15 protein-coding genes are annotated in these 25,788 nt (G+C 72.5%); 7 read left to right on the plus strand and 8 right to left on the minus strand.

What is annotated here, in order from left to right; genetic code table 11:
- Positions 1-815 (plus strand): AfsR/SARP family transcriptional regulator (locus tag ACWEQG_RS16650; RefSeq protein ID WP_452285530.1); only part of this gene is annotated, 815 nt, incomplete at its 5' end.
- On the opposite strand, the gene ACWEQG_RS16655 is transcribed toward ACWEQG_RS16650, so the two are convergent.
- The 5 genes from ACWEQG_RS16655 to ACWEQG_RS16675 all read right to left on the minus strand — a co-directional run bounded on the left by ACWEQG_RS16655 (position 796) and on the right by ACWEQG_RS16675 (position 5,791).
- Complete coding sequence (locus ACWEQG_RS16655) at positions 796-1,875, minus strand: endonuclease/exonuclease/phosphatase family protein (protein ID WP_452285783.1); 1,080 nt, start codon at positions 1,873-1,875, stop codon at positions 796-798. The two genes, ACWEQG_RS16650 and ACWEQG_RS16655, sit on opposite strands and share 20 nt — an antisense overlap.
- 130 nt (positions 1,876-2,005) lie before the next feature.
- Entirely contained in the window at positions 2,006-3,046 is a 1,041-nt protein-coding gene (locus tag ACWEQG_RS16660) for a glycosyltransferase family 2 protein (RefSeq protein ID WP_452285532.1), read from the minus strand.
- 1 nt (position 3,047) lies between these two features.
- Positions 3,048-4,079: a glycosyltransferase family 2 protein gene (locus ACWEQG_RS16665; protein ID WP_363462743.1), complete on the minus strand. Its 1,032-nt coding sequence runs from the start codon at positions 4,077-4,079 to the stop codon at positions 3,048-3,050.
- Positions 4,076-4,777: a sulfotransferase family protein gene (locus ACWEQG_RS16670; protein WP_452285534.1), complete on the minus strand. Its 702-nt coding sequence runs from the start codon at positions 4,775-4,777 to the stop codon at positions 4,076-4,078. The genes ACWEQG_RS16665 and ACWEQG_RS16670 overlap by 4 nt, the downstream gene beginning before the upstream one ends.
- Before the next feature lie 6 nt (positions 4,778-4,783).
- Positions 4,784-5,791, minus strand: coding sequence for a glycosyltransferase family 2 protein (locus ACWEQG_RS16675; RefSeq protein ID WP_452285536.1), 1,008 nt, complete (start codon positions 5,789-5,791; stop codon positions 4,784-4,786).
- Positions 5,792-5,999: 208 nt separating this feature from the next.
- Here ACWEQG_RS16675 and ACWEQG_RS16680 point away from each other — a divergent pair, with 208 nt between their 5' ends.
- The 6 genes from ACWEQG_RS16680 to ACWEQG_RS16705 all read left to right on the plus strand — a co-directional run bounded on the left by ACWEQG_RS16680 (position 6,000) and on the right by ACWEQG_RS16705 (position 13,883).
- Positions 6,000-7,241 carry an endonuclease/exonuclease/phosphatase family protein gene (locus ACWEQG_RS16680; protein WP_452285538.1) on the plus strand — a complete coding sequence of 414 codons (1,242 nt, stop codon included), beginning with the start codon at positions 6,000-6,002 and terminating at the stop codon, positions 7,239-7,241.
- 58 nt (positions 7,242-7,299) lie between these two features.
- Complete coding sequence (locus ACWEQG_RS16685) at positions 7,300-8,382, plus strand: glycosyltransferase family 2 protein (RefSeq protein ID WP_452285540.1); 1,083 nt, start codon at positions 7,300-7,302, stop codon at positions 8,380-8,382.
- On the plus strand, positions 8,379-9,374 hold the full coding sequence (locus ACWEQG_RS16690; RefSeq protein ID WP_452285542.1) for a lysylphosphatidylglycerol synthase domain-containing protein: 996 nt from the start codon (positions 8,379-8,381) through the stop codon (positions 9,372-9,374). Before ACWEQG_RS16685 ends, ACWEQG_RS16690 begins: the two co-directional genes overlap by 4 nt.
- A 220-nt stretch (positions 9,375-9,594) precedes the next feature.
- Positions 9,595-10,986 carry a cellulase family glycosylhydrolase gene (locus ACWEQG_RS16695; RefSeq protein ID WP_452285545.1) on the plus strand — a complete coding sequence of 464 codons (1,392 nt, stop codon included), beginning with the start codon at positions 9,595-9,597 and terminating at the stop codon, positions 10,984-10,986.
- 416 nt (positions 10,987-11,402) lie between these two features.
- Positions 11,403-12,416, plus strand: a complete 1,014-nt coding sequence (locus tag ACWEQG_RS16700) for a hypothetical protein (protein ID WP_452285547.1) — start codon at positions 11,403-11,405, stop codon at positions 12,414-12,416.
- Between the two features lie 150 nt (positions 12,417-12,566).
- Positions 12,567-13,883 carry an MATE family efflux transporter gene (locus ACWEQG_RS16705; protein WP_452285549.1) on the plus strand — a complete coding sequence of 439 codons (1,317 nt, stop codon included), beginning with the start codon at positions 12,567-12,569 and terminating at the stop codon, positions 13,881-13,883.
- Positions 13,884-14,003: 120 nt separating this feature from the next.
- On the opposite strand, the gene ACWEQG_RS16710 is transcribed toward ACWEQG_RS16705, so the two are convergent.
- The 3 genes from ACWEQG_RS16710 to ACWEQG_RS16720 are packed head-to-tail and all read right to left on the minus strand — an operon-like array spanning position 14,004 to position 25,668.
- Entirely contained in the window at positions 14,004-15,620 is a 1,617-nt protein-coding gene (locus ACWEQG_RS16710) for a hypothetical protein (RefSeq protein ID WP_452285551.1), read from the minus strand.
- Positions 15,566-16,276: a hypothetical protein gene (locus ACWEQG_RS16715; RefSeq protein WP_452285553.1), complete on the minus strand. Its 711-nt coding sequence runs from the start codon at positions 16,274-16,276 to the stop codon at positions 15,566-15,568. The genes ACWEQG_RS16710 and ACWEQG_RS16715 overlap by 55 nt, the downstream gene beginning before the upstream one ends.
- Positions 16,277-16,290: 14 nt before the next feature.
- Positions 16,291-25,668, minus strand: coding sequence for a hypothetical protein (locus ACWEQG_RS16720; protein ID WP_452285555.1), 9,378 nt, complete (start codon positions 25,666-25,668; stop codon positions 16,291-16,293).
- Positions 25,669-25,788: the final 120 nt, after the last annotated feature.

Raw genomic sequence — 25,788 nt, forward strand, 5'->3', positions numbered from 1 at the left:
GACATGGAAGGAAGCCGATGGACGTCCGCTTGCTGGGACCGGTCGAGGTGACCCTGGACGGCCGCCGCGTCCCCCTGGGACCACCACAGCGGCACGCGGTGCTGGCCGCACTCGCGGTCGACGCCGACCGTCCCGTGTCGCTCCGTACGATGATCGAGCGGGTCTGGGACGACCCGCCCGATCGGGCGACCGACTCGCTGTACGCCCACATAGCCCGGCTACGGCAGGCGCTGACCGGGACCGGGGTCGGCATCGAGCGCCGCGGCGGCGGGTACGCGCTCGAGGTCGACCCCGAGCGGGTGGACGCCCACCGGTTCCGCCGGCTGACCAGGCAGGCGCAGAACGCCCGGGACGACACCGTACGGGCCGCGCTGCTCGCCGAGGCCATGGAGCTGTGGCGCGGCGCGCCGCTGACCGGCGTCCCGGGCGACTGGGCGGCCCGCATGCGGTACAGCATCGAGCAGCAGTTCGTCGGCGCCCTCGCCACCTGGGCCCAGGCGCACCTGCGCCAGGGCCGCCCCGACATGGTGGTCGCCGAGCTCACCCCGCTGGTGCCGCACTACCCGCTCGCGGAGCCCCTCGCGAACATGCTGATGCGCGGCCTGTGGGCCCTCGGCCGCACCGCGGAGGCGGTCGCCCTGTACGCCCGTCTGCGCGGGTATCTCGCCGACCGCCTGGGCGTCGAGCCGGGCCCCGAACTGCGCGCGCTGCACCTGCGGATGCTGCGCGGCGACGCGGAGCCGCTCGTGCGGACGGGCCTGCGGGCTCAGCCGCGCGACCTGCTGCTGGCCCAGGTCAGCGAGTCAGTGAGATGACCAGACGCTGGCCGCTGTGGTCGGACTGGCCGTCGGAGGGCACCAGCCGATACTCGTGTACGGCGACCTCCGGGCTGGTGAACGCCCAGTCGATCCGCCACAGGGGCCACCGCTCGTCCCAGGTGGCGGGGTAGAGCGAGTCCATCGCGGGGGCGGCGTCGGTCAGCCGCCGCGGCAGCAGGCGCATGATGCCCATGGCCGGGGAGGCGTTGAAGTCCCCGGCCAGGAAGGCCGGCAGCGGGTTCGCCCGGACGTCGGCCGCGAGCGCGCGAAGGTTGGCCTCGCGCGCCTCGTGCTGGGTGCGGTTGAGGCGGCGGGGGTCGAGGCCCGGGGGCGACGAGTCGACGGGCGTGTTGATGTGCGCGTTGTAGAACGAGACGGTCCTGCCGCCGACGCGCAGGTCCGTGCGCAGCGTCTTCACCGTGTGGAAGCCGGGCCAGCCGGAGCCGGGCGGCACGGGCGTGTCGCGGCCGTCATCGAGCCACGGGCGCAGGTCGAGGCCGCGCTGCGCGACGATCGGGAAGCGCGACAGCGTCACCAGCTCGCTCACCGTGGCGACGTGGTAGCCCGGGAACTCGCGGCGCAGCCTGTCGAGGTCGTTCACGCGGATCGGCCGGGAGTCGGCGCCGAAATAGACGTACTCCTGCAGCAGGAGCACGTCGGCGTGCTGGGCCCGCAGATAGCGGTAGAAACCCTCGACGTCCCGCCTGGGCGTGCCGGTGGGCGGGGGCATCGGCTGTCCGCCCGCCGCCCGCTGGTCCCAATACCAGGTGTTCCAGGAGAACACGCTGATCGCGCCCGGCGGAGCGGGGGCCACGCGGTGCCACAGCGAGGCGAGGTTGAGCCCACCGGCGCCCCCGCCCAGCACCAGTGACACCAGAGCCATCGCGAGAGCCGTACGGCGCGCGCGGCGCGCCACCGCGACCGCGGCGAGCAGCACCACGGGAACGGCCGCGAACGCCAGCGGCGGGACGAGCTCGGGGACCTGCCACCACCAGACCCGGCCGGACAGCGCGCGGTGCAGCCCCGCGAACATCAGCCAGGCCGCCGCCGCCGGCATCACCACCGGGATCCTCCGGCGGGCCCTCGGAACGCCCAGGGACCCGCCCGGTCGCGTCGCGACCCGTGTGCCGCCGGTCATGCGCCGCGCCCCGTTCCGGGGCGCGGCGCGACGGGCACGGCGAGCGCCGTCACACGGCCTCCCCGAGGGCCGTGGAGCGCACGGGAAGGTCGGGGTCGTAGAGCCGGCGGAACCTCGCCGAGCACAGCCAGCGCGCGGCTCCGGCGGCCACACCGGCCGCGATGGTCACGTTCACCAGGAAGTGCACGGCGCCGAAGTAGAGCAGGAACAGCGGGCCGCGCCGGCGCAGCACGAAGCGGTACATGCCGAGGTCGGCCGCGACCGACGCGGCCAGGGCGAGGGCCGGGAGCGCGGCGCCGGCCGCCCCGAGCGGCACCGCCACCGGTATCGCGGCCAGCGCCGCCAGCGCGGCGAGGCTGCCGCCGGCCCTGTTGGAGGTCTCGAACCCGCGGGCGAACCGGCGCCGCCGCGCGTACAGCGGAACCCGGGCGCGGCCACGCCGGTACAGCTTGCGCAGCAGGCCGGGCAGTTCGTGGTCGTGGTCGTGCCGCGAGCGGATCGCCGACGTGAGCACCATCCCGTATCGCTGGGTGAGGCGGTGGCCGTAGTCGACCTCCTCGGTCTCGCGCAGCTGGGTGTTGAACGGCCCGATCTCGTCGAACACGCGGCGAGGCATCGCCATCAGCGCCGGGAAGAGGAACGAGATGGGCCCCTCGGAGCTCGCCGTCCAGTAGTGGTACTGCAGCGCGCGGTATTCCTCGACGAGGCTGTGACGGATCAGCGGCTCGGGGTCGTGGATGCTGCACACCGCCCCCAGTCGCGGATCGGCGGCGAGCATGCCCACGGCGACCTCGACGGCGTCGGGATAGGCGGCCACGTCGGAGTCCACGAACACCAGGATTTCACCACGGGCGTGCGCGGCGCCCAGGTTTCGCGCCCCTGCCACCCCCATGTTGCGCTCCGTACGGACGACTCGGACGCCGAGCCGCCGCGCGACCTCGACCGAGTCGTCGGTGCTGCCGTCGTCCACCACGATCAGCTCGATCGCCCGGTAGGTCTGCGCCCGCATCGCCCGCAGGCACAGCTCCAGGGAGGCGGCGTAGTTGTAGTTGGGCACGATCACGGAGACCAGCGGCGAGTGTTCGGTCATGTCACGCCTCCACCGACGCGGAGCGGGCGGGGATGTCGTAGGTACGGCGGAACCGGCTGGACAGGACACACTGGGCGACGCCGGCGAACACGGCCACCGCGACGGTCACGTTCACCAGGAAGTGCACCGCGGCGAAGTAGAGCGTGAACCGGGCGCCGGCGTAGCCCAGGACGAAGCGGTACATGCCCAGGTCCGACGCGATCGACGCGGCCAGCAGCGCGACCGGCGCCACCAGCCAGACCGGCCCGAGCAGCAGCGGCAGCGGGGCGCAGAGCACGGCGAACAGGGCGGCGAGCGAGCCCCAGCCTCGGCTGCTCTGGGCCGGGCCGCCGTTGAAGTCCGGGCGGCGCAGGTACAGCGGGATGTGCAGGCGGGCGCGGTGGAAGAACTTCGACAGCACCACGCCGAGCCTGTCGTCGTGGTCGTGCCTGCCCCTGATCCGGTTGTCCAGCACGATGCGGTACCGCTGCGTGATCCGGTGGCCGTACTCCGCGTTCTCGCTGTGCCGCAGGGCGGGGTTCAACGGGCCGACCTCGCGGAAGACCTCCGTCCGCATGGCGAACAGCGCGGAGTAGATGGTGGTGATCTCGCCCTCGTCGCCGGAGATCCAGTAGTGCAACTGGAGGCTGCGGTACCGCTCCACCCGGCTGTCCGGGATCAGCGGCTCCGGGTCGTAGGTGCCGCACACCACTCCCAGCGTGGGGTCGGAGGTGAGCAGGTCCACCGTGTGCTCGACCACGTCCTCGGCCAGGGCGAGGTCGGAGTCGAGGAAGAACAGCACGTCCCCGCGCGCGTACTCCACGCCGAGGTTGCGCGCCGCCGGAGCGCCGATGTTGGTCTCGGTCTCCACGACCCGCACCCCGTGCCGGTGCGCGATCTCCACCGAGTCGTCGGTGCTGCGGTCGTCGACGACGATCACTTCGATGTGCGGATAGGTCTGCCGCTCCAGTGCGCTCAGGCACAGGTCGAGCGTGCGGGCGTAGTTGTAGTTCGGCACGATGACCGAGACCAGCGGGCGTACCTGTGACGTCATCGGTGTCCTCCTCGCCTCGTACGGCGCAGCAGCAACGGCAGAGGCCGGCCGAGGCCGCTCCTGGTGAAGTCCGGCGCGCCGTTCACCCGGGGGAACGGCTCGTCCGGAACCGGGACCCCGAGGAACTCGCACAGTGGGTTCCAGCCGTCGGCGGCGTCGAAAACGAGCAGCCGCTCGGCCGGGATGGCGGCGATCACCCTGGCCGCGTGCGCCTCGAACAGCCGGATGGCCCGTTCGCGTTCGCGGTCGGCGGGTGTCGCGAAGGTCCGCGCGTCGAGGGTCGTGTCGACCATCCTGACGAACGCGGCGAGGTCGGTGCCGAGCAGGGACGACAGCAGGACGGCGGCCCGGCCCGGCAGCGACTCGATACGCCGCCGCTGGGCGAACAGCGTCCGCCGCATGCTCTCCAGCCAGCGGTCCGGGTCACGCGTGGTGAGGATGACCTTGGCCTTCGGGTAGTGCTCGGCGAGCTGCCGCCAGTAGATCGAGGTCGGGCCGTCCACGCACGACTCGTAGCCGACGAGCAGGTGGTCCCAGTCCGCCTCGCGGGCCGCGGCGGCGGCGAGCCAGCTCCTGATCTGCCACGGGCGGGTGAACACGTCCACCATGTGGTGGCACGGCCCGAAGCCGAGCCGCTCCAGCGCGGCTTTGAGGGAGAGCGTCCCCGTCCGGCCGAAGCCGGTGCCGATGACCTGCATGGCCGTTCAATCCTGGGCCGCGAGCATCTGGGCGGGCTTCTCCAGGCGGGAAAGGGCGAGACGCTGCAGGACGCCCACCGCTCCGCCGAGGGCGCCGGTGAAGGTGACGGCGAGGTGCACGCCGGAGAAGTAGACGCCGAACGCGGTCCCCCGCTGGGCGAAGGCGAAGCGGTGGGTGCCGGCGTCCAGGGCCGCGGCGGCGGCGACGAGCGCGGGTGACACGAGCGCCCCGGCCCGGCCCGCCACCATGGGCAGGGCGAGCGCGGGGACCGCGGCGAGCAGCAGGACGCCGCCGACCGCGCGGGGCACCGAGTCGCCGGGCGTCTCGCCCTGGTGCCAGTCGAGGGCGCTGAGGCGGGCGCGGCGGAACACCTTGCGCAGGATCGTCCGTACGGTCGGGTCGTGGTCCTTCCTGCCGCGGATCGCGTCGCTGAGCTTCACCTGGTGGGACCGCGTCACGCGGATGCGGTAGTCGGAGGAGACGGTCTCGCGCAGGCGGGGGTCGAAGGGACCGACCTCGGCGAACACCTTGGCCGGGACGGCGAGCACGGACGCGTGCAGCTCCAGGGTGGGCCGGTGGGCGGGCATCCACCAGCGGTGCATCTGCACGGCGCGATACTGGGAGGCCAGGCTCTGGGACACCAGCGACTCGGGCCGCAGGACGCCGCCCAGCGCGCCGATCTCCGGGTGGGACTCCAGTATCCGCACCGCGTTCTCCACGGCGTCGGGGTCGAGCGCGATGTCGGCGTCGAGGAAGAACAGGATGTCTCCGGTGGCGTGCTCGGCGCCGAGGTTGCGCGCGGGGGTCGGGCCGCCGTTGACGTGGGTGCGCACCACCGTGGCGCCCTTCGATTCGGCCACCCGTGCCGCGTCCTCGGTGCCGCAGTCGTCCACCACGATGACCTCGATGTGTGGATAGGTCTGCTCCTTCACCGCGTCGAGGCAGAGTCGCAGTACGTCGGACCGGTTGTAGCTGGGGATGATGACCGAGACGAGCGGATGGTCCTGACTCATGATGTGCTCCAGAGGCCGGAGGTCGTCGGTTCCGAAACGTGCATGTCAGACCTCGTGTTCGGCACACGCTAGGCACGGCGGCTTGTCCCAATCTTGTCGCCTACGTGTGGGCCGGCCGCGCCTCCCGCCGTCGGCGGCCGACAAGGATGCGACAAGGAGCGCTCAGTAGGTTCGACGCCGGTCCCCCCACCGAGGATGGTGTCGATTGATGAGCGATCGGGACGCCCTGATCGAGGAGCAGTCCATCCCCGCCCAGTCCATCCCCGCCCAGTCCATCCCCGCCCAGTCCGAGCCCGGGACGGGCTGGGCGGCACGTGTCGGCCGATTCGTCCGCCCCCGGCGGCGCTGGTGCCTGGGCACCAGGCTGGTCGTGACCGCCACCGTGGCGTGGCTGCTCTTCGTGGTCTGCCACCTGCTGGCGAGCGGGCGGACGTCGCTGTGGGCGCCGGTCGAACTGATCCCGCCGCTGCTGTTCCTGGCGGTCCCCGCGTCGCTGATGATCGTGGCGCCACTGGCCCGGCCGGTCCGCTGGCGGATCATGTCGCTGCTGGTGGTCGCCGCGGTGCTCGGCGCCGGGCGGAGCGGGGTCAACTACGCCACGCTCTGGTACACGCCGCCGCCCGCGCGCCCCGGGGCCATCACCGTCGTCGCCTGGAACACCGAGTTCTGGGACCAGGACCTGCGCACCTCCGACGGCACCGCGTTCTCGCCCGGGTTCTACGACTACCTCCACAGCCTGGACGCCGACGTCTACCTGCTCGCGGAGTACCTGCACAGGGACATGCGCCCGGCACAGCGCTGGACGGGTGACCTGGCGCTGCGCATCGACAAGCTGGCGGAGCTGCGCCACGAGTTCCCCGGCTGGCACGTCGCGGTCTCCGGCGAGCAGATCACGCTCTCGCGGTTCCCCATCACCGCGCACCACGGCCTCGACATGCGCCCGTGGTTGCCGGCCGACCAGAAGGAGATCCCCGAAGTCCTCCGGCACTGGCCGGAGGGGTACACGGTCGAGACGCTGCGCACCGACATCGACGTGAACGGCACCGTCGTCTCCTTCTACGACGCGCAGGTCTCCCAGCCCCCGCTCGAATGGCGGCTGTACGACGCCGAGTCCCGCGACGTCAACGAGAGCCGGACCCTCCGCCGGGAGGCGAGCTACCACGCCATCAGCGCGGACATCGCGGCCAACCCCAACCCCGTGGTGCTCGCGGGCGACCTGAACACCTCCCCGGCCATGGGCATCCGCCGTCTGCTCCCCGAGGGGCTGGTCGACTGGACGCCCGCGCTCTCGTCCCTCTACCCGGCGACCTACCTGGCGGGGACCGCCGAGCTGTGGCGGATCGACTGGCTTTACACCACCCCCGACGTGACGGTGCACGACTACGAGCTGCCCGGTGCCGGGGAGCAGTCCGATCACCGGGCCCAGCGCATGCTCATGTCGGTGTCCTGACCGGCGCGGGCCCTGCAGACGATCCCGCAGACGACCTGACCGACGAGAGGAACCGGACATGTCCGACGAGCCGATGTGGCGTGATGACGTCGCGGTCATCGTGCCGAACTACAACAAGAGGAAGACCCTGCGCGCCTGCCTGGAGTCGGTGTACGCGCAGACCTACCGGCCCGCCGAGGTCATCGTCGTCGACGACGTCAGCACCGACGGCTCGCTGGAGATAGCGCGGGACTTCCCGTGCACGATCGTCGAGTCGCCGTACAACGGGGGGCCCGCGGTGGCCCGCAACCTCGGGGTGGCGAGGAGCTCGGCGCCGCTGCTGTTCTTCGTCGACTCCGACACGGCACTCGCGCCGGACGCGATCCGCAACGCGGTCCAGGAGTACCGGAACACCCCGGACTGCGGCATGGTGCAGGGCATCTACGACGCCGATCCGCTGTACGACGACGGCCCGGTCGAGCGCTACCGGGTGCTGTGCGAGCACTACGAGCGCAGCCAGACCACGGCGACGTTCCTGTCCTGCACGCTGATCCCGCGCCATGTCTTCGAGGAGGCGGGACGGCTCGACGAGCGGCTGCGCGACGGCGAGGACTTCGAGTTCGGCACGCGTGTCCCGGCCCGCTACCGGCTGGTGGTGACCACCTCGGTGGTGACGAAGGCCGACGACGAGGACAAGTTCTGGGGATGCCTCGTGGAGCGGTTCGTCCGGTCCACCACGTTACCGGTGATCATGGTGCGTGCCCGCCGGCTGCGCGATGAGGGGAAGGTGGGCTTCCAGCTCAACATGATCGGGACGGGCCAGCACAAACGCCGCAAGCCTCCCCGAGTGTCGTCCGCGTCCGCGACGGCCACCTTCCTCACCCTGCCGCTCGCTCTCCTCAGTCCCTGGATGCTGGTCGTGCCGGCGGCGACGCTCGGGGTGTTCCTGAGGATGAACGGCAGGTTCATCGGCTTCGCCCGCCGTCACGGGGGCGTCCGCTTCGCGTTGTGGGTCGCCTGGATGCAGCTCTGCTTCCACACCGCGTTCTTCCTCGGCGCCTGCGTGGGGCTCGTACGCGTCGCCTACGAATTGAGCCGCAGGCAGGGAGAGCCGGTCAGGACGGGCCTGTCGCCGGTGCCGTCGAGCGGCGCGCCCGAGTGAGGGCGATCAGGCTCCCCCGGCTGCCGCGTCCGGTCCGGCGGGTGCTGGTGGCCGCGTTCGTCCTCGTCGCCGTGGGCGCGATCGCGCTGACGCTGAGCCGGCTGGACTGGGGCGTGGTCGCTGTCCTGTTCGCCCGGCGCGACGCCGGGCAGATCGTTCTCCTGCTGGGCGGCGCGCTGCTGGCGAGCATGGCGGGACTGTCGTTCGGGTTCCTCGCCTGGCGTGTCGTGCTGCTGGAGAGCGGCCCCCCGGTCAGCGAGCCGCGGGTGGTGCGGATCTTCTTCGTCGGCTTCCTGTCCAAGTATGTGCCCGGGCGGGTGCCCGGCATGATCGCGATCACCAAGGTGGCCACGGCCAACGGCGTCGGTTTCGGCCGGCTGATGAGCACCGCCGCGCTCGTCATGAGCCTGGTGCTGCTGAGCGGGTTCACGGTCGGGCTGCTCGCGGGCGTGCAGATGCTGGGCGCCCGGGCGGCCTGGCTCGCGGGCGCCGCCGTGCTGATCGTGCTCGTCCTGGTGCGCCCGCAGATCGTCAACCGGGGCTCGGCTCTGCTGTTGCGGCTGCTGCGCCGGCCCTCGGCGGCCAGTGCCGTCTCAGTCCGGGGAGTGCGGCTCGCGGTCGCCTGGCAGAGCCTGTCCTGGGTGGTCACCGGGCTGCACCTGTGGCCCCTGGCCATCGCGGTGGGCGCGCCCCCGTCGCGCTCCCTCGCCCTGTGCGTCGGCGCGTTCACGCTCGCCACGACGATCGGCATCGCCAGCGTGTTCATCCCCGACGGCATCGGCGTCCGCGAGGCGGTGCTGGCGGCCGCGCTCGCCCTGGTGCTCCCCGCCCCCGCCGCCGCGGTGGTGGCCCTGGCCAGCCGCCTGGTCTCCACCGTCAGCGAGGTCGTCCTCGGCGCGGCCGCCCTCACCGCCGCCGAATATTTCATCCGCCGCAAGCCGCGGAGTTTCTCTGGTCTCCAAACTATTGACGGCGAATCCGCTGGTGTGTGAGCCTTCCCTTTCAGATTTCCATGCACACGGGAGAAGGACGGTCAGGGTCCCCGCCTGATCGTGCATGGCCGGTCGTCCGTGCTCGGAGGGAACCGTCCATGCGAAGACTCGCATCCTTGCTCGTGGTCGTCCCATCGGGTCCGGCCTCGTCCACACGTGACGACCGCCCTGGCGTTCTCCGCTCCGGATCGCCGGGACCCCACCACCACGAGGTAGGCACATGAAGAACAAATTCGTCGCTCTCGGCGCCGCGTTGATCGCGGCCATCGCGTCGATCCTGGTCTCGGTCCAGCCCGCGTCCGCGGCCGTGGGCCTGCACATCAGCGGCACGAAGATCGTCGAGGCCGACGGCCGGGAACTCGTCATGCGGGGCGTCAACCACCCCCACGTCTGGTACACCGGCCAGACCCGCTCGTTCGCCGACATCAAGGCGCTCGGCGCCAACACCGTACGAGTGGTGCTCGGCAGCGGTAAGCGGTGGGGCCCGTCCACCGACGTCGCCGACGTGATCTCCCTGTGCAAGCAGAACCGGCTGATCTGCGTGCTCGAGGTGCACGACACCACCGGGTACGGCGAGGAGGGCGCCGCCGCCTCACTCGACGAGGCGGTCGACTACTGGATCAGCCAGAAGAGCGTCCTGGCCGGCCAGGAGAACTACGTCGTGATCAACATCGGCAACGAGCCGATCGGCAACACCAACCCCGGTCAGTGGACCGACGCCACCGCGAACGCGATCAGGAAGATGCGCAGCAACGGGTTCGAGCACCTGCTCATGGTCGACGCGCCCAACTGGGGCCAGGACTGGCAGTACGTCATGCGCGACAACGGCCAGACGATCCTCGATGCCGACAGCCGGCACAACACCGTGCTGTCGATCCACATGTACGCCGTGTTCAACACCGCCGCGAGCATCGTCGACTACCTCAACCGGTTTCAGGCCAAGGGGTGGCCGCTGGTCATCGGCGAGTTCGGCTGGCGGTTCAACTCGGGCGAGGTGGACCACGAGACGATCCTGTCCGAGGCACAGGCGCGCGGCCTCGGCTGGCTCGCCTGGTCCTGGAGCGGCAACACCGACCCGATCCTGGACATGACGGTCAACTTCGACCCGAAGCAGCTCACCACGTTCGGCACGAGGATCTTCAACGGCGCCAACGGCATCAAGGCGACCGCCAAGGAGGCGTCGATCTACAGCGGCAGCAGCCCCTCGCCGTCGCCCAGCGCCTCGCCGTCGACGTCGCCGTCTCCGAGCCCGTCTCCGAGCCCGTCCCCTTCACCGTCCCCGTCGCCGTCCGCGAGCGTCTCGCCCCGGCCCGGCGGCTGCTCGGCCACCTACCAGGTGGTGGGCCAGTGGGGCGGCGGCTTCCAGGCCGAGGTCAAGGTCACCGCGGGCAGCTCAGCGATCAAGGGCTGGACGGTGACGTGGACCTTCGCCAACGGCCAGACCGTCACCAACGCCTGGAACGCGACGGTCAGCAGCAGCGGGGCGAGCGTGACCGCCCGCAACATGAGCTACAACGGCGGCCTCGGCGCCGGGGCCGGCACTACCTTCGGGTTCCTCGGGTCGTGGAACGGCGGCAACAGCGTCCCCACGCTGTCCTGCGCCGCGAGCTGACCGGATGCACGGTGCGGGCCGGGCGCGGCGTGCGCCCGGCCCGCGACCGTGCGGTGGGATCTGGGCCCACCCACCCGGTCAACGCCTCGGATGACCGGAGAATCTGAAATCAGTCGATCCCCGCGCGACCTGCCGAAAGACGACCGGGCCGTCCTCATGGCGCGGATTGCCCCGAATGGAGTCGGTCTATATGGGGAAGGTCTCCACAATCCCTCGGAAGTGACACGGTTTGGCAACAAAATCGCCGGTCACTTCCGTCGGATATCGGGGCAGGGCGCTCCGATACGACCGCCGCCGTTCGGCGGCGACCATCGGATCGACGATACGGAGGAACGGTGATGCCGACCAACCCCCACCACCCGAGAAGAGGACTCTGGTCCCGATCGGGTGGGCCACGCCGGCGTGTCTCCCCACCTATGATCCTCGCGACCGCGTTCGTGCTGACCGCGGCGGGCGGCGCCGGGGCGTCCGCGGCCTCCGCCGCCACACCCGTCAACCCGCCGCCCGAGACGTCCGAGCCCGTCGTGACGGCCACCGTTACGATCACGCCGACGGCCGGCCCGGCGGAGGCCGCCACCGGCGCCCCCGCGGCGACCCCCGCCACCGAAGTCCCCCTGGTGGGCCCGTTCCTCGGCGCGCTGCACGGCGAGGTGGTCGTGCCCACCAAGGACGGGTGCGGCACCGTCACCGTCTTCACCCAGACCGGGCAGGCCGTCGCCGTGGCGGAGGACTCGATCACCATCCGCAGCCAGGACGGCTTCGAGCGGTCGTACGCGATCGCCGACTCCACGCGGGTGTTCACCGGGCGCCGCGGCGGCGAGATCCGGCAGGACGCCTGGGTCTCGGTGGTCGCGGCCGCGCAGCCCGCCCCGCAGAGCCCCGCCCCGCAGAGCCCGGCCCCGCCGCCGACCGATACGCCGACGACACCGGACAGCACGCCGACCCCGCCGACCGAGGGTACGCCGACCCCGCCCGGCAACACCCCGACCCCGCCGGCCGAGGGCACCCCGGCTCCGCCGGTGAGCACGCCGACGCCGCCCGATGGCACCGCGGCTCCCTCTCAGGGCACGCCCACGCCGCCCGCGGACTCCCCCACCCCCCTTCCGGGCGGGACGGACTCCGTTCCTCCGCCCATCGAGGAGACGACGCCCGCCGCCCCGCAGGGGGAGACGGCGGCGGCCGCCTACGTCTTCGACCTCTCCCGGCCGGGCAAGCGGCTGTGGTACCACGGCAAGAGCACGCCGTACTCCCTGCAGTGGCGCTCCGGGAAGCCCGTCTGGCGCACCCCCAAGCCCTGCCCGACGCCGACGCTCATCCCCACCGAGCCGCCGGCCGCCACACCCGAGCCGACCGCGACCCCTACGGAGACCACAACTCCCAGCCCTGAGCCGACGCCCGCGGACACCCCGACCCCGAGTCCCGCGTCCTGATCACGTGCCGGCCGGCCCTCGCATCACCGGCGAGGGCCGGCCTTTCTCTGCCCTCACCCCGGCACTTGTTGCGAATAGTTCGCAATAACAAGAGAATGGCAACAAATAGGCCGCGAGGTCCAGCACTGGGCCATTTCCTTGAGGACGTCCATGGGTGAGCAGGGGGATCGGGCCGGGTCACCGCTGCGCCAGATACTCGCGCTCGCCGTGCCCGCGCTCGGGGTCCTGGCCGCCGAGCCGCTCTACCTGCTGGTCAACACGGCCGTGGTCGGCCGTCTCGGCGCGGTGCCGCTCGCGGGGCTGTCGGTCGGCGGGATCGTGCTGGCGCAGATCGCCTCGCAGATGACGTTCCTGTCCTTCGGCACGACCGCACGCGCGGCCCGGCTGTACGGCGCCGGCCGCCGGGCCGACGCCGTGGCCGAGGGGGTGCAGGCGACCTGGCTCGGCGCGGTCGTGGGGCTGGTGATCACCCTGGCGGGACAACTGCTCGCCGCACCGGTCGCCGGCCTGCTCGCCGGTGAGGGCCCGGTCGCCGACGCCGCGGTGAGCTGGCTGCGGATCGCCCTGCTCGGCGCGCCGCTGATCCTGGTCACGATGGCCGGCAACGGTTGGATGCGCGGCGTCCAGGACATGCGGCGCCCGCTGCGCTACGTGCTCCTCGGCAACGGGATCTCCGCGGTGATCTGCCCGATGCTGGTGTACGGGCTCGGCTGGGGGATCAACGGCTCCGCGGTCGCCAACGTGGTCGCGCAGCTGATCTCCGCGAGCCTGTTCGTGCGGGCGCTGGCGGCCGAGGGCGTGCCGCTCGCCCCGGTTCCGGCCGCGATTCGCGCGCAGCTCGGCATGGCGCGTGACCTGGTGGTGCTCGGCCTGGCCTTCCAGACGTGCTGGGTGTCGGCGACCGCGGTCGCCGCCCGCACCTCCGCCGCGGCGGCCGGCGCCCATCAGGTGGTGTTCCAGCTGTGGATGTTCCTGGCCTTCGTCCTGGACGCGCTGGCCATCGCCGCCCAGGCGCTGGTCGGGGCCGCGCTCGGCGCGGACGACGCGGCGCGGGCGCGCCGCCTGGCCTGGCGGGTGACCGGCTGCGGGCTGGTCTTCGGGAGCCTGCTCGGCGTGGTGTTCGCGGCGCTGGCCGGGTCCCTGCCCCACGTGTTCACCACCGACGCCACGGTGCTGGCCGAGATGTCGCGGGCGTGGTGGTTCTTCGTCGTCCTGCAGCCGATCGGCGGCGTCGTGTTCGCCTTGGACGGAGTGCTGCTCGGCGCCGGCGACGCGGCCTACCTGCGCACCGCTACGGTGAGCGGGGCGGTGCTGGGGTTCCTGCCGGTGGTGTGGGCGTCGCTCAGATTCGGCTGGGGGCTGGTGGGCATCTGGTCGGGGTTGTCGGCCTTCCTCCTGATCCGGATGGTCGCCTCGCTGGCCAGACTGCGATCCGGCCGCTGGGCGGTGCTCGGCGCCGAACGCTGACCCGCGTCGAGGTGCTGCTCGACCGGCTCTCGGACCTCTGACCGCTGCGCGAGCACGGACGGGCGGGGGCGGCGGCCCTCCCCGGGAGGAGGGAGGGCCGCCGCCCGGCTCCGCTACCGATCAGGTGTGGGTGAGGAGGACGTTCCCCTCGCCGCTCTTCCTGATCACGATGACCGCGTAGACGCCGGTCACCTTCGGGTCCGCGATGGTGACCCGCTCGGCCTTGTTCGGCCCGCCGCTCGCCGAGCGCCGCGCGGCGGACCGCGGCAGGCCCCATCGATTGGCGTCCGGCGCCATGACGAACAGGTCGACGTCCTGGCCGTTCCGGGGCACGACGTTGATCGTCGAGGGCACGCCCTTCTCGATCCAGGTCGTACGGATCTCCACCAGGCGTTCGACGCCCATGCCGAACTCCATGGGCGTGCCCTTCTCCAGGTCGCCGTCGGGCGCCTGCGCCGCCTCCGTCACGAACTCCTGGTAGTCGGTGTCGGAGGTCACGGCGACGGAGAAGAGCTGGTCCTGCGGGGTGGGCTGCACGGCCACGAAGTCCGGGCCCGAGCTGCCCCATTCGGAACTGGCGACCGCGTCGTTCGGAGCGCCGACGGGCGTCACCCGCATGTCGACGTCCGCGCCGCCGGCCCCCGAGGTGGCCGCGGCCACCACGGACCAGCTGCCGGCGGTGGTGAGGAAGTCCTGTGTGTACGGCAGGTTGGCGGGCCGGTACGCCGCCTTCCTGTCATTGAGGATCTCGGAGTAGTCGGGGAGCACGGTGTTGTGGAACAGGACCTCGTCCGCGGCGGGCCGGTCCCGGGCCTCCAGCTGACCGAGGAACTGGTGGATGTCGTCCGCCCGCGCCTTCCTGAAGGCGGTCACGATCGCCGCGGGGCCCAGGCTGGAGGTGTCCCAGTACTTCTCGTTGCGCGCTCCGGAGTCCCCGAGGTCGACGAGGACGCCGGCCACCCTGCCCTCGACCTTGTCGCCGTCGCCGTTCGGCCACCCCTCGGTGAACCATCGCGGGCTCTCCAGGTCGATCGAGGCCTCGGTGCCCCAGCGGTAGTGGGTGTCGTCGTAGGTCTGGATCGCCACCCAGTTGGCCCACCCCTCGGTCCAGGCGCATCCCGGGGTAGTGACCTTCTGAGCCCAGTGGTCCTGGCAGGAGGGGCCGACGGGCGGCATGCCGTTGTAGGTGTAGTCCATGATGAAGTGCCCCAGCTCGTGGGCGACCGTCATCTTCCTGAGCTGGGCAGGCGCGCCCAAGTGGACCTCGAAACGGTTCGGGCAGTCGGCGCTGCCCCCGCCGGAGCAGTAGTAGGCCCCGCCGGCCACGTTGGGCGCCCACAGGATGCGTACGGACCGGCAGTTCGCCTCGCCGGGCTTCCAGCACTCGTTCCCGGGCACGCCGAGCCAGCCCGTGTACGCCTTCCAGGTCTCGTACGCCGAGGTGAAGACGCGGAACGCGCCCTCCAGCGGGCTGCCGCGCCCGGACTCGTAGTCGATGGTCGTCAGCGTGCCCGCGGGCACGTCCCAGGTCACCTCGCTCACTCCGCTGTAGGAGTCCCCGGTGGCCGGGTTCACCACGTCCCACTCGTTGTTGATGGAGCCGACCTGGATGTAGACGTCCTGCGCGCCGCCGTCCTGGTCGACGCCGGGAAAGCAGATCTTGTAGTCGCCCGCGCCGTCGGTCAGCGTCCATCCGAGCGTGTCGGGGCCCTTCGCGTCGGTGTCCCACGCCTCCACGAGCGTCCTGGGCGCACGCCCCTGACCGTGCCGTCCTCCGACTGGACGTGCTTGACGCGCCCCTGCACGCAGGTGTCCCCGGCGAGGGACTTCGTCGCGGCCGGCATCCGCGCCTCGCGTACGGGGAGGTCGTGCGGCATGCCGAAGATCGACGACCGCTCACCGATCGTGAGGTAGGCGAGCCCCTCGCTGCCCGGACCCGGCCGCCCGTCGCGGGCCTGGACGCGGATCGACGCGGGACCGGGGGCGACCGCGGCGACCACGCCCTCATAGCGGACGGTCTTGCCGCGCCGGGCTCGTTCCGTACGGCTCGCGCGGTCCACAGGGCTGCGGCCGATCGTCGCCGCCCGGTGATCGAGCCCGGCGGGCGGGCGCACCCAGCGGAGGGTCTCCGGCAGCTCGATGACGGTCGTGGCGTCCGGCAGGTCCTCCTTCGCGGTGACCTCCACCGTGAGTGTCGCGGTCTGTCCCACGGCGGGGGCGTGGTCGAGCCTGACACCGACGGTGAAGCAGTACCCCGGATCGCACGAGGGCGGCTTGGCCGGGGCGGCCGGGGCCGCGTGGGCCGGGGCCGCGTGGGCCGGGGCCGCCGCGGCGAGGCCCGCCGCGGCCAGTCCGGTGGCGGCCAGGGCGGCCGCCATCATTCGGCGTAACATCCTGTATCTCCTGATCAGCCCGCGCAGGCCACGGGCGAGTCGAAGTGTCCGGGTGAGGTGGGGTACGGCGAGCCGTTGTCGCCGGTGGGGATCGCCAGCTCACGCTCGGCCGAGGGGTCGCCCTGGACACGGCCCGCGCCGGAGCCCCAGGCCACCTTGGCGAGGAAGTCGCGCATCGCGGGCGAGTGCTGGCGGACGATGTTGTGCCCGCCGTTGGCCGGACCGCAGTGGGTGTACAGGTTGAACGAGCCGTTCCAGTCGATCATCTTGTCGCCCGGGTTGGGCCCGTTCGCGGTGCGGTCGCCCTGCAGCACGTCCCGGCCCTCGCCGCCGTACTGCCAGTCGACGCCCTGGTGGTGCTGGTCGTCGGCGACGGACGCGTTGTCCTTGCCGGTCATCCGGAACCACAGGCACGGGTCGACGACGGTGGTGAGCGTGCCCTCGGGCATGCGGCCGGGGGCGCAGTCGCCCGGGTAGGAGCCGCGCGGGTTGTAGTCGAGCAGGTCCGCCCCGGCGCCGCCGAAGACGTGGTCGACGAACCGGTCGCCGGTGCCCCGGGCCGCCGGGTCGAACGCGCCGCCGCTGAGGCAGTCGGCGGTCGCCGCGTCCAGGACGGGGTCGCAGCCCTTGCCGCCCCAGATGACGTCCGCGCCGTCGTCGCCGAAGACCTCGTCGCCGCCGCTGTCGCCGTTGATCAGGTCGTCGCCCGCGCCGCCGTGCATGCTGTCGCGGCCCGGCCCGCCGCGCATGCGGTCGTCGCCGCCCTTGGCGAAGCCGTCGTGCGGCATGGCCGCGGTGACCCAGGTGTCACCGTCCGCGTCGTGCAGCAGGTCGGTGCGGCGGTCGTAGGAGCCCGCCGGGAAGCCCCGGTAGGTCTCCTTCGGCGGGGCGTTCAGGCTGACGGTGAAGCCGAGCCGCTGGGCGTCGCCCGCGTCGATGCGCTCGTTCACCACGCCGCCGCGGTCGCCCAGCATGGCGTCCTCGCCCGCACCGCCGTCCATCTCGTCGTCGCCGAGCTCGCCGAACAGGTCGTCGTCGCCCGCGCCGCCGTACAGCCGGTCGTCGCCGTCCTGTCCCCACAGCCCGTCGTCGCCCTCGTCGCCGTACAGGCGGTCGTCGCCGAAGGCCCCTGCGGGCTCGCACGTCGGCTGGGCCTGGGTGCAGAACCGGGTGGAGCCGCCGGGCAGCGCCGGGTCGTGCGTACGGCTGCGCGTCGCGTCGGCCGGCGCCTGGCCCGCCGCGTAGCGCTCGGTGTAGACCCGCTCGGTGTTCCCGGTCAGCGTGCGGACGAGCGAGCCGTTGTCGCCGAGCAGCACGTCGGCCGCGCCGCCGCCCTCGATCGCGTCGCCCTTGTCGGCCGCGCCCGGCGTGGCCGAACCGCCGATCAGGTCGTCCTGGCCGGGAGCGGCGTCGTCGCCCTCCAGCTCGGCGGGCTCACTCGCGGTTCCCTTCCAACCGGGGTCGCCGAGCGGCTCGCTCTCGGTCTGGGTGGACTCGGCCGACAGCGGGAGGTCGCCGCGGATCTGGTCGGCGCCGCCGCCGCCCTCGGCGTAGTCGCCCTGGCCGCCGCCGGAGATGTGGTCGTCGCCGTCCTGTCCCCACAGCACGTCGACGCCCGAACCGCCGGAGACGCGGTCCCCGCCCGAGCCCTCGCCCAGGAGCTTCACCGCCCGCGGGGCCATCGGCGCACCGGCCGAGCCCAGCCGGACCGTGGCCCGGGCAGGCGTACCAGCCCGCGTGACCAGCGCGTTGTCGCCCGCGACGACGTCGTCGCCAGGGCCGCCGAACAGCGCGTCGGCGTCGTCGCCGGCCGCGACGTGCGAGCCGCCCACGAGGTCGTCGTCGCCCCGGTCGCCCTCGACCCAGTCGACGCCCGCGCCGCCCTCGGCGTAGTCGTCGCCGTCCTGGCCGCGGAGCCGGTCGGCGCCGCCCTGGCCGAAGATCACGTCGTTGCCGGCGCCGCCGTCGGCGACGTCCGCGCCGGAGCCGCCCGCGAGCGGCTCCACCCGGTGGGTGTGCGACTGGCCGGGCCGTACGGCGACGGGGGTGGCCGTGCCGGTCGTGCTCAGGACGGCGTTGTCACCCGCGATGACGTCCGGTCCCTCCCCGCCGAGCAGGGTGTCGCCCCCGTCGGGGTGCGGCCCGGAGCCGCCGCCGGCGAGCTCGTCCTCCCCGGCCTCGCCGAAGACCCGGTCGGCGCCGTTGCCGCCCTCCAGATGGTCGTCACCGGCGTCGCCGTGCACCTCGTCGGCCCCGATCCCGCCGAAGGCGGTGTCGTCGCCGTCGCCGCCGTGGATCACGTCGGGCCCGCCGGCCTTCTCCGGCGTCCCGTCGAGGTCGAAGGAGCCGGTGGCGTCGCCGTTGTCGCCGACCAGGCGGTCGGCCCCGGCGTCGCCGTAGAGCGTGTCGCCCGCGTCGTCCCTGCCCGCCGTACGGCTGCCGCCGACGAGCAGGTCGTCGCCGAGGCCGCCGAACGCGGTGTCCTCGCCGGCCTCGCCGACGACCACGTCGTCCTGGGCGCCGCCGTACAGGGTGTCGTCGCCCGGACCGCCGGTCACCTCGTCGGCTCCGTCGTCGCCGTAAGCGGTGTCGTCACCCGAACCGCCGCTCACGTCGTCGTCGCCCGCGCCGCCGTACAGGCTGTCGTCGCCCTTCTCGCCGCAGACGCGGTCCTGGCCGCCGCCCGCCTCGACCCGGTCGGCTCCCCCGCCGGCCGAGACGGTCTCCCTGCCGGAGCCGCCGAGGACGAGGTCGCGGCCGTCGCCGTCCGCCCCGGCGTCCGTGCAGGGCTCCTCGCGCAGCCGGTCGCCGAAGATCGTCGCGCCGCCGTCGCCGCCCACGACGTGGTCGTCGCCGTCACCGCCGACCAGCAGCTTGACCGAGGGCTCCACGCCCGCGGGCAGCGGCAGATGACGCACCCTCCTGGCCGGGCCGTAGTCGTCGCGGCCCTCGGCCTCGCTCACGTCGGACGGCTCGGCGATCACCCAGTCATCGCCGGGGCCGCCGAAGATCTCGTCCTTGCCGTGGCCGCCCGCCAGGACGTCCTCGCCGCCGCCGCCGAGGATCCGTACGGTCTCGCCGGGACGGGAGTGCCCGGCGACCAGGTCGACGGCCTGGCTGCCGTAGACCTTGTCGGCGCCCGCGCCGGTGTCGACGTAGTTCGGCCCCGAGTCGGCCGGTCCCTGCGCGTCGGGCCCGAACTCCTCCCGCGGCCCGGTGTGGATCTCGTCGGCGGCCGAGCCACCGGTGAGGGTGTCGCCGCCGGGCCCGCCGACCAGCAGGCTCGGCTGGGCGCGGTAGCGGGGCGACGAATCGGTCTCGGCGAGAGGGCTGTCGGAGGCGACGCCGATGGTGTCGTCTCCGCCGTTGCCCCACAGCCGGTTCGCGCCGAGCCCGGCGGCGATCCGGTCGTCTCCGTCACCCGGGCCGTCGTCCGGCGCGCCGGGCATGCCGTCGGCGGTCCAGTCGGCCACCTCGGCCGTGCCGACCTTGCGGACGGCGGGGGTGAGGCGGCCGTCGCCGGCCACCCAGCCACCCGCGCCGCCGATCGTCAGGTAGTCGTCGCCGGGGCCGCCGGCCACGATCGCGGCCCGGCCGCCCTGCTCGTCGTAGGAGTCGGCGCTGGTGATCTGGTCATTGCCCCTGCCGCCGTCGATCACGTTCTTGCCGGCGCCGGCGAGGACCATGTCGTCGCCGTCGCCGCCGAAGGCGACGATCTTCCGGTCGAACGGGAACGGCGCGCCGGAGTCGTCGGCGTACCCCTGGAAGACCAGCTTGAGGCCGCCCTTGGCGCCGCGGCCGTCGGCCAGCACCCGGTCGAGACCGGAAGTGTGGTGCTCCTCGCGGACGCCGAGGGCGTTGACCACGAATCCCTCGTCGCCGGGGAGCTGGCTGACCGTCCACTGCTCGGCGTCGTCGCTCGGCTTGGCCGTGCTGCCGCCCCTGGCCGCGCGCATCGGGCCGATGTGCAGCACCAGCGCCTCACCGCTGACCGTGGCCAGCTTGGGCGGGGCCTCGTCGCACTTCGGCTTGGCCGAGAAGTCGAGCAGCGTGGCCTCGACGATCGTCCAGTCGAACCGCTTCTTGAAGATCGAGATGCCGATCTCCACCCAGGCCTTGAGATAGACCTTGAGCTTGCCCTCCATGGTGAACAGGCACAACGGGTTGCGCAGCAGGATGCCCGCGAACTCGAAGAACCTGAACTTGCCGTCGTTGGTCGGGTCGGCCCAGAGCATCGAGATGCCCAGGGCGATTCCTCCGCTCACGCCCGCCTTGACCAGCAGCAGGTCGACTCCGGCTCCCGCTTCCAGCGTTCCGTACAGACTGATCGCCGGGAGGGGGCGGCCGCGCTCGTCGGTGGTCTTCAAGTAGAGGCTGTCGAGGATCTGGAGGTCGGCCTTGCCCTGCTCGATGGCCTTGCGGATGCCGTAGGTGTCGAAGCCCGCCCTGATCCGCGCCTCGACCCCGGCGGTGCCGGAGATGACGACCATGATGGGCGGCGGCGCGTAGACCGGGCCGAACGACTGGCTGTAGGTGAAGCCGAGGCGCAGCGGACCGGAGTCGAAGGCGACCAGCTCGACGTCCTTGCCCATGAGCAGGCTGAAGATCGACCGCCCGGCGTTGTCCAGCACGGGGAAGCTGAAACCGGCCTTGCCGGACTGCTGCATCGGGCCCTGCGCGTCCGCGGCGGCCTTCGTGGCGGTGGCGGCCTTGGCCTGGTCGCACGTCCTGGCGCCCTGGTCGAGCGCCGCCAGCAGGTTGTCGGTCCTGGGCGTCACGTCCGCGATCAGCGAGTCCGCCACGTCCGGCGAGTTCTCCGTGGTGAGAGCCCTGTCACCGGCCACGGTGAAGCTGCCGATGGGGATGTGCAGCTCGCCCCGGCAGTCGGGCAGCGAGGTCACCAGCTTGGTGATCTCGATCATCCGCTCGATGAACTGGGTCGTGCTGTTGCCGCCCAGGGTGTTGAACTTCTTGGCGATCGTCATCAGGTTCACGTCGCCGCCGCCCGCGGCCCGGCTGAGGTCCGAGAGCACCGGGATGGGCGCGTAAAGCTGGTCGACGACCGGCCGCACCGGGTCGGTGACCCGCTTGACCTGCGTCACCACCGGCCCGAGGACCGTACGGAAGAAGTCGCCGGCCTCCAGGTTCACGTCGGTGAAGGCAATGGACAGGTTCGCGGGGTCGGGCGCGCCGCCCTTGGTGAGGTCCCACGCCAGGTGGAAGTCGCCGAACAGCCCGGGCAGCATCGGCGATCCGGGCGTCACGGTGAAGCGCCAGTCGACGGCCGCGTTGGCGTGCAGCGACGTCTCCACCAGGTCGGAGGCGTCGGCGAGCTGCTGGAGCCCGATCTTGCCGACCGGCTTGAGCCCGACGGTGAACGTGCCCGCGAACAGGTCGGGAGACTGCGGCGAGCGGTTCTTCACCGTGACGTCGAGGATGGACAGCTTGGCGTTGATCTCGTCGGGCAGCGACACGTTCACGCCCACGGTGGCCTGCGGCCGCTTGTCGGGTGTCGCGTCGATGTAGAAGCCGTTGACGCGGTCGAGGCCCACGGTCACGTCCGCGTGCCAGCCGAGCTCGGCCCGCACGCCCTTGCCCTGGCCCTGACGCAGCGCGAGGCCGGGGACGCCGATGTCCAGCTGCCGTTCGACGGCCGCGCAGCCCTCCACGCAGCCCTGCCGCGGGTCGACCGTGCCCTTGCCGATGCTCATCGTGAACTTCACGCCGGTCAGCTCGGTGCCCTTGGCGGCGTCGCAGGCGGTGGGGTCCGCGGGTTCCGGCGCCTGCACACAGGTGATCAGCGGTTGCACGCCGGGGCCGACCTTGGGGGCGAGCTCGGCGTTGTACCACTCGCGCAGGTCCTTGCCGGTGGGCACCCGGCCACCGTTCGGCAGCTTGGCGACAGCCGCCTTGATCTCCTGGCGCTTGGCGCCGACGAAGTCCGCGCCCTGCTGCAGGTCGTCGCCGACCAGGGGCAGTTTGCCGCCGTAGGAGGCCGTACGCATGCCGGCCTCGAGCGCGGTGAGGTAGCGGTCGATGCCGTCGCCCAGGTTGGTCCAGTCGAGCTCCAGCCCCGCGGGCAGGGTGGAGAAGTCGAACTCGGGCACCTCCAGCCGGTCGACGTCGCCCGGCAGCTTCTTCGTCAGGTCGAACATCTCGGCCAGCGGAGCGGCCCTGGGCAGGCGCAGGACGAGCGCGTGCCTGCCGTCCGCCGTGATCGGGCTGCCGTTCACGTAGGCGGGCAGCACCGCGCACAGCGCGAGGTCGGTCTCGTCGCGCCGGGGGTCGCGGTCGCAGGTGACCGGGTCCGTCGTCTCGTTGAGCGCCAGGTCGAGCCCGGCGAAGAAGTCGGCCGGCGGCACGGCGTCCTGCGGCTCGCCGTCATACCGGAGGGTCACGCCGTACGCGAGCCTGGCCTGCATCGGGTCGTCGTCGTCCGACTTGCCGACGGAGACGGGCAGCGGGCCGATGTTCGCCTTGATCGCGCCGTCGAGACGGGCGTTCGCCTCCAGGTCGAGGCCGGAGTCGGTGTCGACGAGCAGGTCGCGGGCGAGGTCGAAGTCGCGCTTGAGCGCCACCCGCAGCCCCAGCCGGATCTGCCCGCCGACGGAGGCGTCGAGCGTGCCGGAACCGGAGGCGGCGACCAGGCTGCTGTCGCCGAACGAGAAGCGCAGCGGCTCCTTCAGCGCCGCCTTCTTGTCGTACGCCAGCGACAGGCGCAGCGCACCGTCCTCGTAGCCGATGCGGACCTGGCCGCCCAGGGCCTTGTTCAGCTCGGCGACCAGCGCCTGCACGGTGTCCGGCGGGGCCGCGGTCAGCCGGTCGATCGCGTCCCTGAGCGGCGAGCGCAGCGCGTACGCCGTGCCCGGCTCGGGACGGACCTGGCCGAACTTCGCGGTGAACGCCATGGTGTGCTGAGCGCAGACGGCCCCGACGGTCATCACGCGGGTGCCGATCACGACACCGCGCCCGATGTGCGCCTGGGTGAACGTCCGGGACGGGTCGGTGACGAAGCCGTTCTCGCTGCCGCAGGCGCCGTCGCCGTACACGACGCCGGGGCCGGAGCCCATCTCGTCGGCGGCGACGAGGTCCGACAGCGAGCGGCCGAGGAGCGGCAGCTTCGCCGTCATCGCCGTGCCGACCGGTCCGTTGGGCTTGACGTGGTCGAGATAGGTGGTCAACGCGCCCAGCGACTTGACCAGCGCGCCGAACAGCGCCTGCGGGTTGTCGGGATCGAAGGCGAAGTCCTTGACCTTGCCGATCTGGTCGAAGCCGCGGAAGACCACAGTGCCGGGCGTGCGGACGTCCGGCATCTGCACGTCGCCGGTGACCTTGCCGCCGAAGAAGTCGGCCAGTCCGGGGACACCGAGGGTCAGCCTGGCCGTGGCGGTGGCGTCCACCTGGGTGGTGAGGACGTCCGCGGGGTCGCTCGCCAGACGTTCGAACAGCCGCGTCAGCGGCACGTCCCCGGCGTCCTTGAGCGCGACCTTCACCACGTCGCCACCGGTCTTGCTGCTCATGGACAGGTCGCCGGTGAGCCGTACGCCGAGGTAGCCGACGACGGCGTCCACGTTGACCGAGGTGAGGACCGACACGCGGGCGCCGAACAGGTCACGGCCGGTACGCAGCATGATCCGGTCGGCGGGCCGGGGCAGCTCGGTGACCACGGTCGCGCTGCCGTCGGGGTTGGTGTGCTTGTAGGGGCACGCCTTCTGCTGCCCGTCCGGGCGGGTGGCGCACGCCTGGCCGGTGGCCGGGTCGCTCAGGTCGAGCACGACCGTGGCGGCGGCGTGGTAGCCGCGCATCACCCCGGCGACCGAGGTGGTCGCGTTGGCCTGGGCGAGGCCCGCGCGGGCCTTGAAGGCGTCGCCGAACGAGACCTGGCCGATCATCGGGTCGGCGGCGGCGATCCGGTAGGCGGTACCGGCCGCGGGCACGCCCGCGCGCCAGCCCTCGCCGGTCAGCGTGACGACGTCGGCGGTGTTGTCGGCCACCATGCCGGTCGACGTGCCCGCGGTGATCGTACGGCCGGCGAACGCTCCGGGCGTCCACTTCTGGCCGGCGTGCCTGAGCGTCGTGGCCGTGTAGGTGACGCCGGCGCCCGCGCCGCTGTTCGCCTGCCCGCCGGGGTTGAGCGGCTCGGGCACGGGGTTGACCGCGCGGTCGATCACGAGCGTGAAGGCGATCTTCTTGGTGGCGTCGTCGTAGCCCGCGTCGGCGACCTTGATGATCGCGCCGCCGGGGAGGCCGCGTGCCCTGCCGAGCGCGGCGAACATGTCCTGGATCGAGGTGAAGGTGGGCTGGCCGGTGTTCCGGTCGACGCTGTCGGCGACGAACTTGTCGATCGCCTCAGAGATGCGTACGGCGTCGGCCAGGGAACCGCGCATGAACGGCAGGTCCAGGTCGCCCTGCCCGCCCTGACCTCCCTGGTCGCCCCAGCGGGCCCGCTGCACGGCGGTGATCGCGCCGGACAGGTGCGTCAGCCCGTCGAGCAGGTCCTTCGGCGTGAGTGTCTGGAAGCGGTTCAGCCGGTCGAGGTCGGGCTGACTCACGCTCACCTGCGGTCCGCCCGCGGCGAGGTCCGGCCAGCTCACGTCGACGGTCGCGGTGGCGCCCTCGACCTGGGCGCCGGCGAACGGCTGCGCGGTGACCGCGAGCCTGGCGGCCGCCGAGCCCTTCCTCGAGAAAGCGAACAGTCCGGCCGCCGCGCCGTCCGCGCCCAGCTCCCGCAGGTCGAGCCTGCCGTCGCCGTCCGGGTCGGAGGTGGTGGAGGTGAACGTGGACGTCAAGGAGAGCGACGAGCCCGCGGACAGGTCGGCGCCGAGGATGCCGAAGGCGGCCGTGGGTCTGGCCCCCGCCGCCAGCCGCCCGTCGGCCTGCACCGTCACCGCGGCGTCCGTGCCCAGCCAGGCCGTCTTGGTGGCGGGGTCGTAGGCGAAGGGCAGCTTCGCGCCGAGCTTCAGCGTGACGTCCACACCCCCGGAGGTCGCGAGCGCGACCTTCGGCTGTGCGCTGCTGACGGAGACCGGGCGGTCGGCGACCGTCCTGGTCACCTCCAGGGTCAGGTCGAGGTGCCTGACGCCGCCCTGCGTGCTCGCCTTGGCCTGCAACCGGCCGGTACGCGGACCGGACAGCGGATACTCGTCCTCCAGATCGGACAGGCTGGTCAGGTTCTTGAGCCGGTCGTAGACCGCGACGTCGAACAGGTCGCCCAGGCCCAGGCCGTCCTCCCCGCCGGGGACCAGGCCGACGAGGGGCAACTGCTCGCCCATCGGGCCGAGCGCCGCCATGCCCCTGCCGACGGCGGCGAAGCGCTCGACCGCGGACACGAGCGCGGTGGTCTCCGCGTCCGGTTGCGCGGCCGCGGACACGGCCTGTGGCAGGCCGGTCACCAGGCCTGACATCATTCCCACGACGCATAACGCGCTGATCAATCGCCGCCTTGACACCGGACCCCCAGAACCGACGGGTTGCATACCGACGGTCTGTTCTAGTGACGGCGACTTGTGATC

The sequence above is a fragment of the Microbispora sp. NPDC004025 genome, from assembly GCF_053604425.1.

What these genes read in the sequence shown, in the direction of transcription:
- ACWEQG_RS16655 (WP_452285783.1), bottom strand. Translation starts at nt 1,875, where the DNA reads ATGCCGGCGGCGGCGGCCTGGCTGATGTTCGCGGGGCTGCACCGCGCG.
- ACWEQG_RS16660 (WP_452285532.1), bottom strand. Translation starts at nt 3,046, where the DNA reads ATGACCGAACACTCGCCGCTGGTCTCCGTGATCGTGCCCAACTACAAC.
- ACWEQG_RS16665 (WP_363462743.1), bottom strand. Translation starts at nt 4,079, where the DNA reads ATGACGTCACAGGTACGCCCGCTGGTCTCGGTCATCGTGCCGAACTAC.
- ACWEQG_RS16670 (WP_452285534.1), bottom strand. Translation starts at nt 4,777, where the DNA reads ATGCAGGTCATCGGCACCGGCTTCGGCCGGACGGGGACGCTCTCCCTC.
- ACWEQG_RS16675 (WP_452285536.1), bottom strand. Translation starts at nt 5,791, where the DNA reads ATGAGTCAGGACCATCCGCTCGTCTCGGTCATCATCCCCAGCTACAAC.
- ACWEQG_RS16680 (WP_452285538.1), top strand. Translation starts at nt 6,000, where the DNA reads ATGAGCGATCGGGACGCCCTGATCGAGGAGCAGTCCATCCCCGCCCAG.
- ACWEQG_RS16685 (WP_452285540.1), top strand. Translation starts at nt 7,300, where the DNA reads ATGTCCGACGAGCCGATGTGGCGTGATGACGTCGCGGTCATCGTGCCG.
- ACWEQG_RS16695 (WP_452285545.1), top strand. Translation starts at nt 9,595, where the DNA reads ATGAAGAACAAATTCGTCGCTCTCGGCGCCGCGTTGATCGCGGCCATC.
- ACWEQG_RS16700 (WP_452285547.1), top strand. Translation starts at nt 11,403, where the DNA reads ATGATCCTCGCGACCGCGTTCGTGCTGACCGCGGCGGGCGGCGCCGGG.
- ACWEQG_RS16705 (WP_452285549.1), top strand. Translation starts at nt 12,567, where the DNA reads ATGGGTGAGCAGGGGGATCGGGCCGGGTCACCGCTGCGCCAGATACTC.
- ACWEQG_RS16715 (WP_452285553.1), bottom strand. Translation starts at nt 16,276, where the DNA reads ATGTTACGCCGAATGATGGCGGCCGCCCTGGCCGCCACCGGACTGGCC.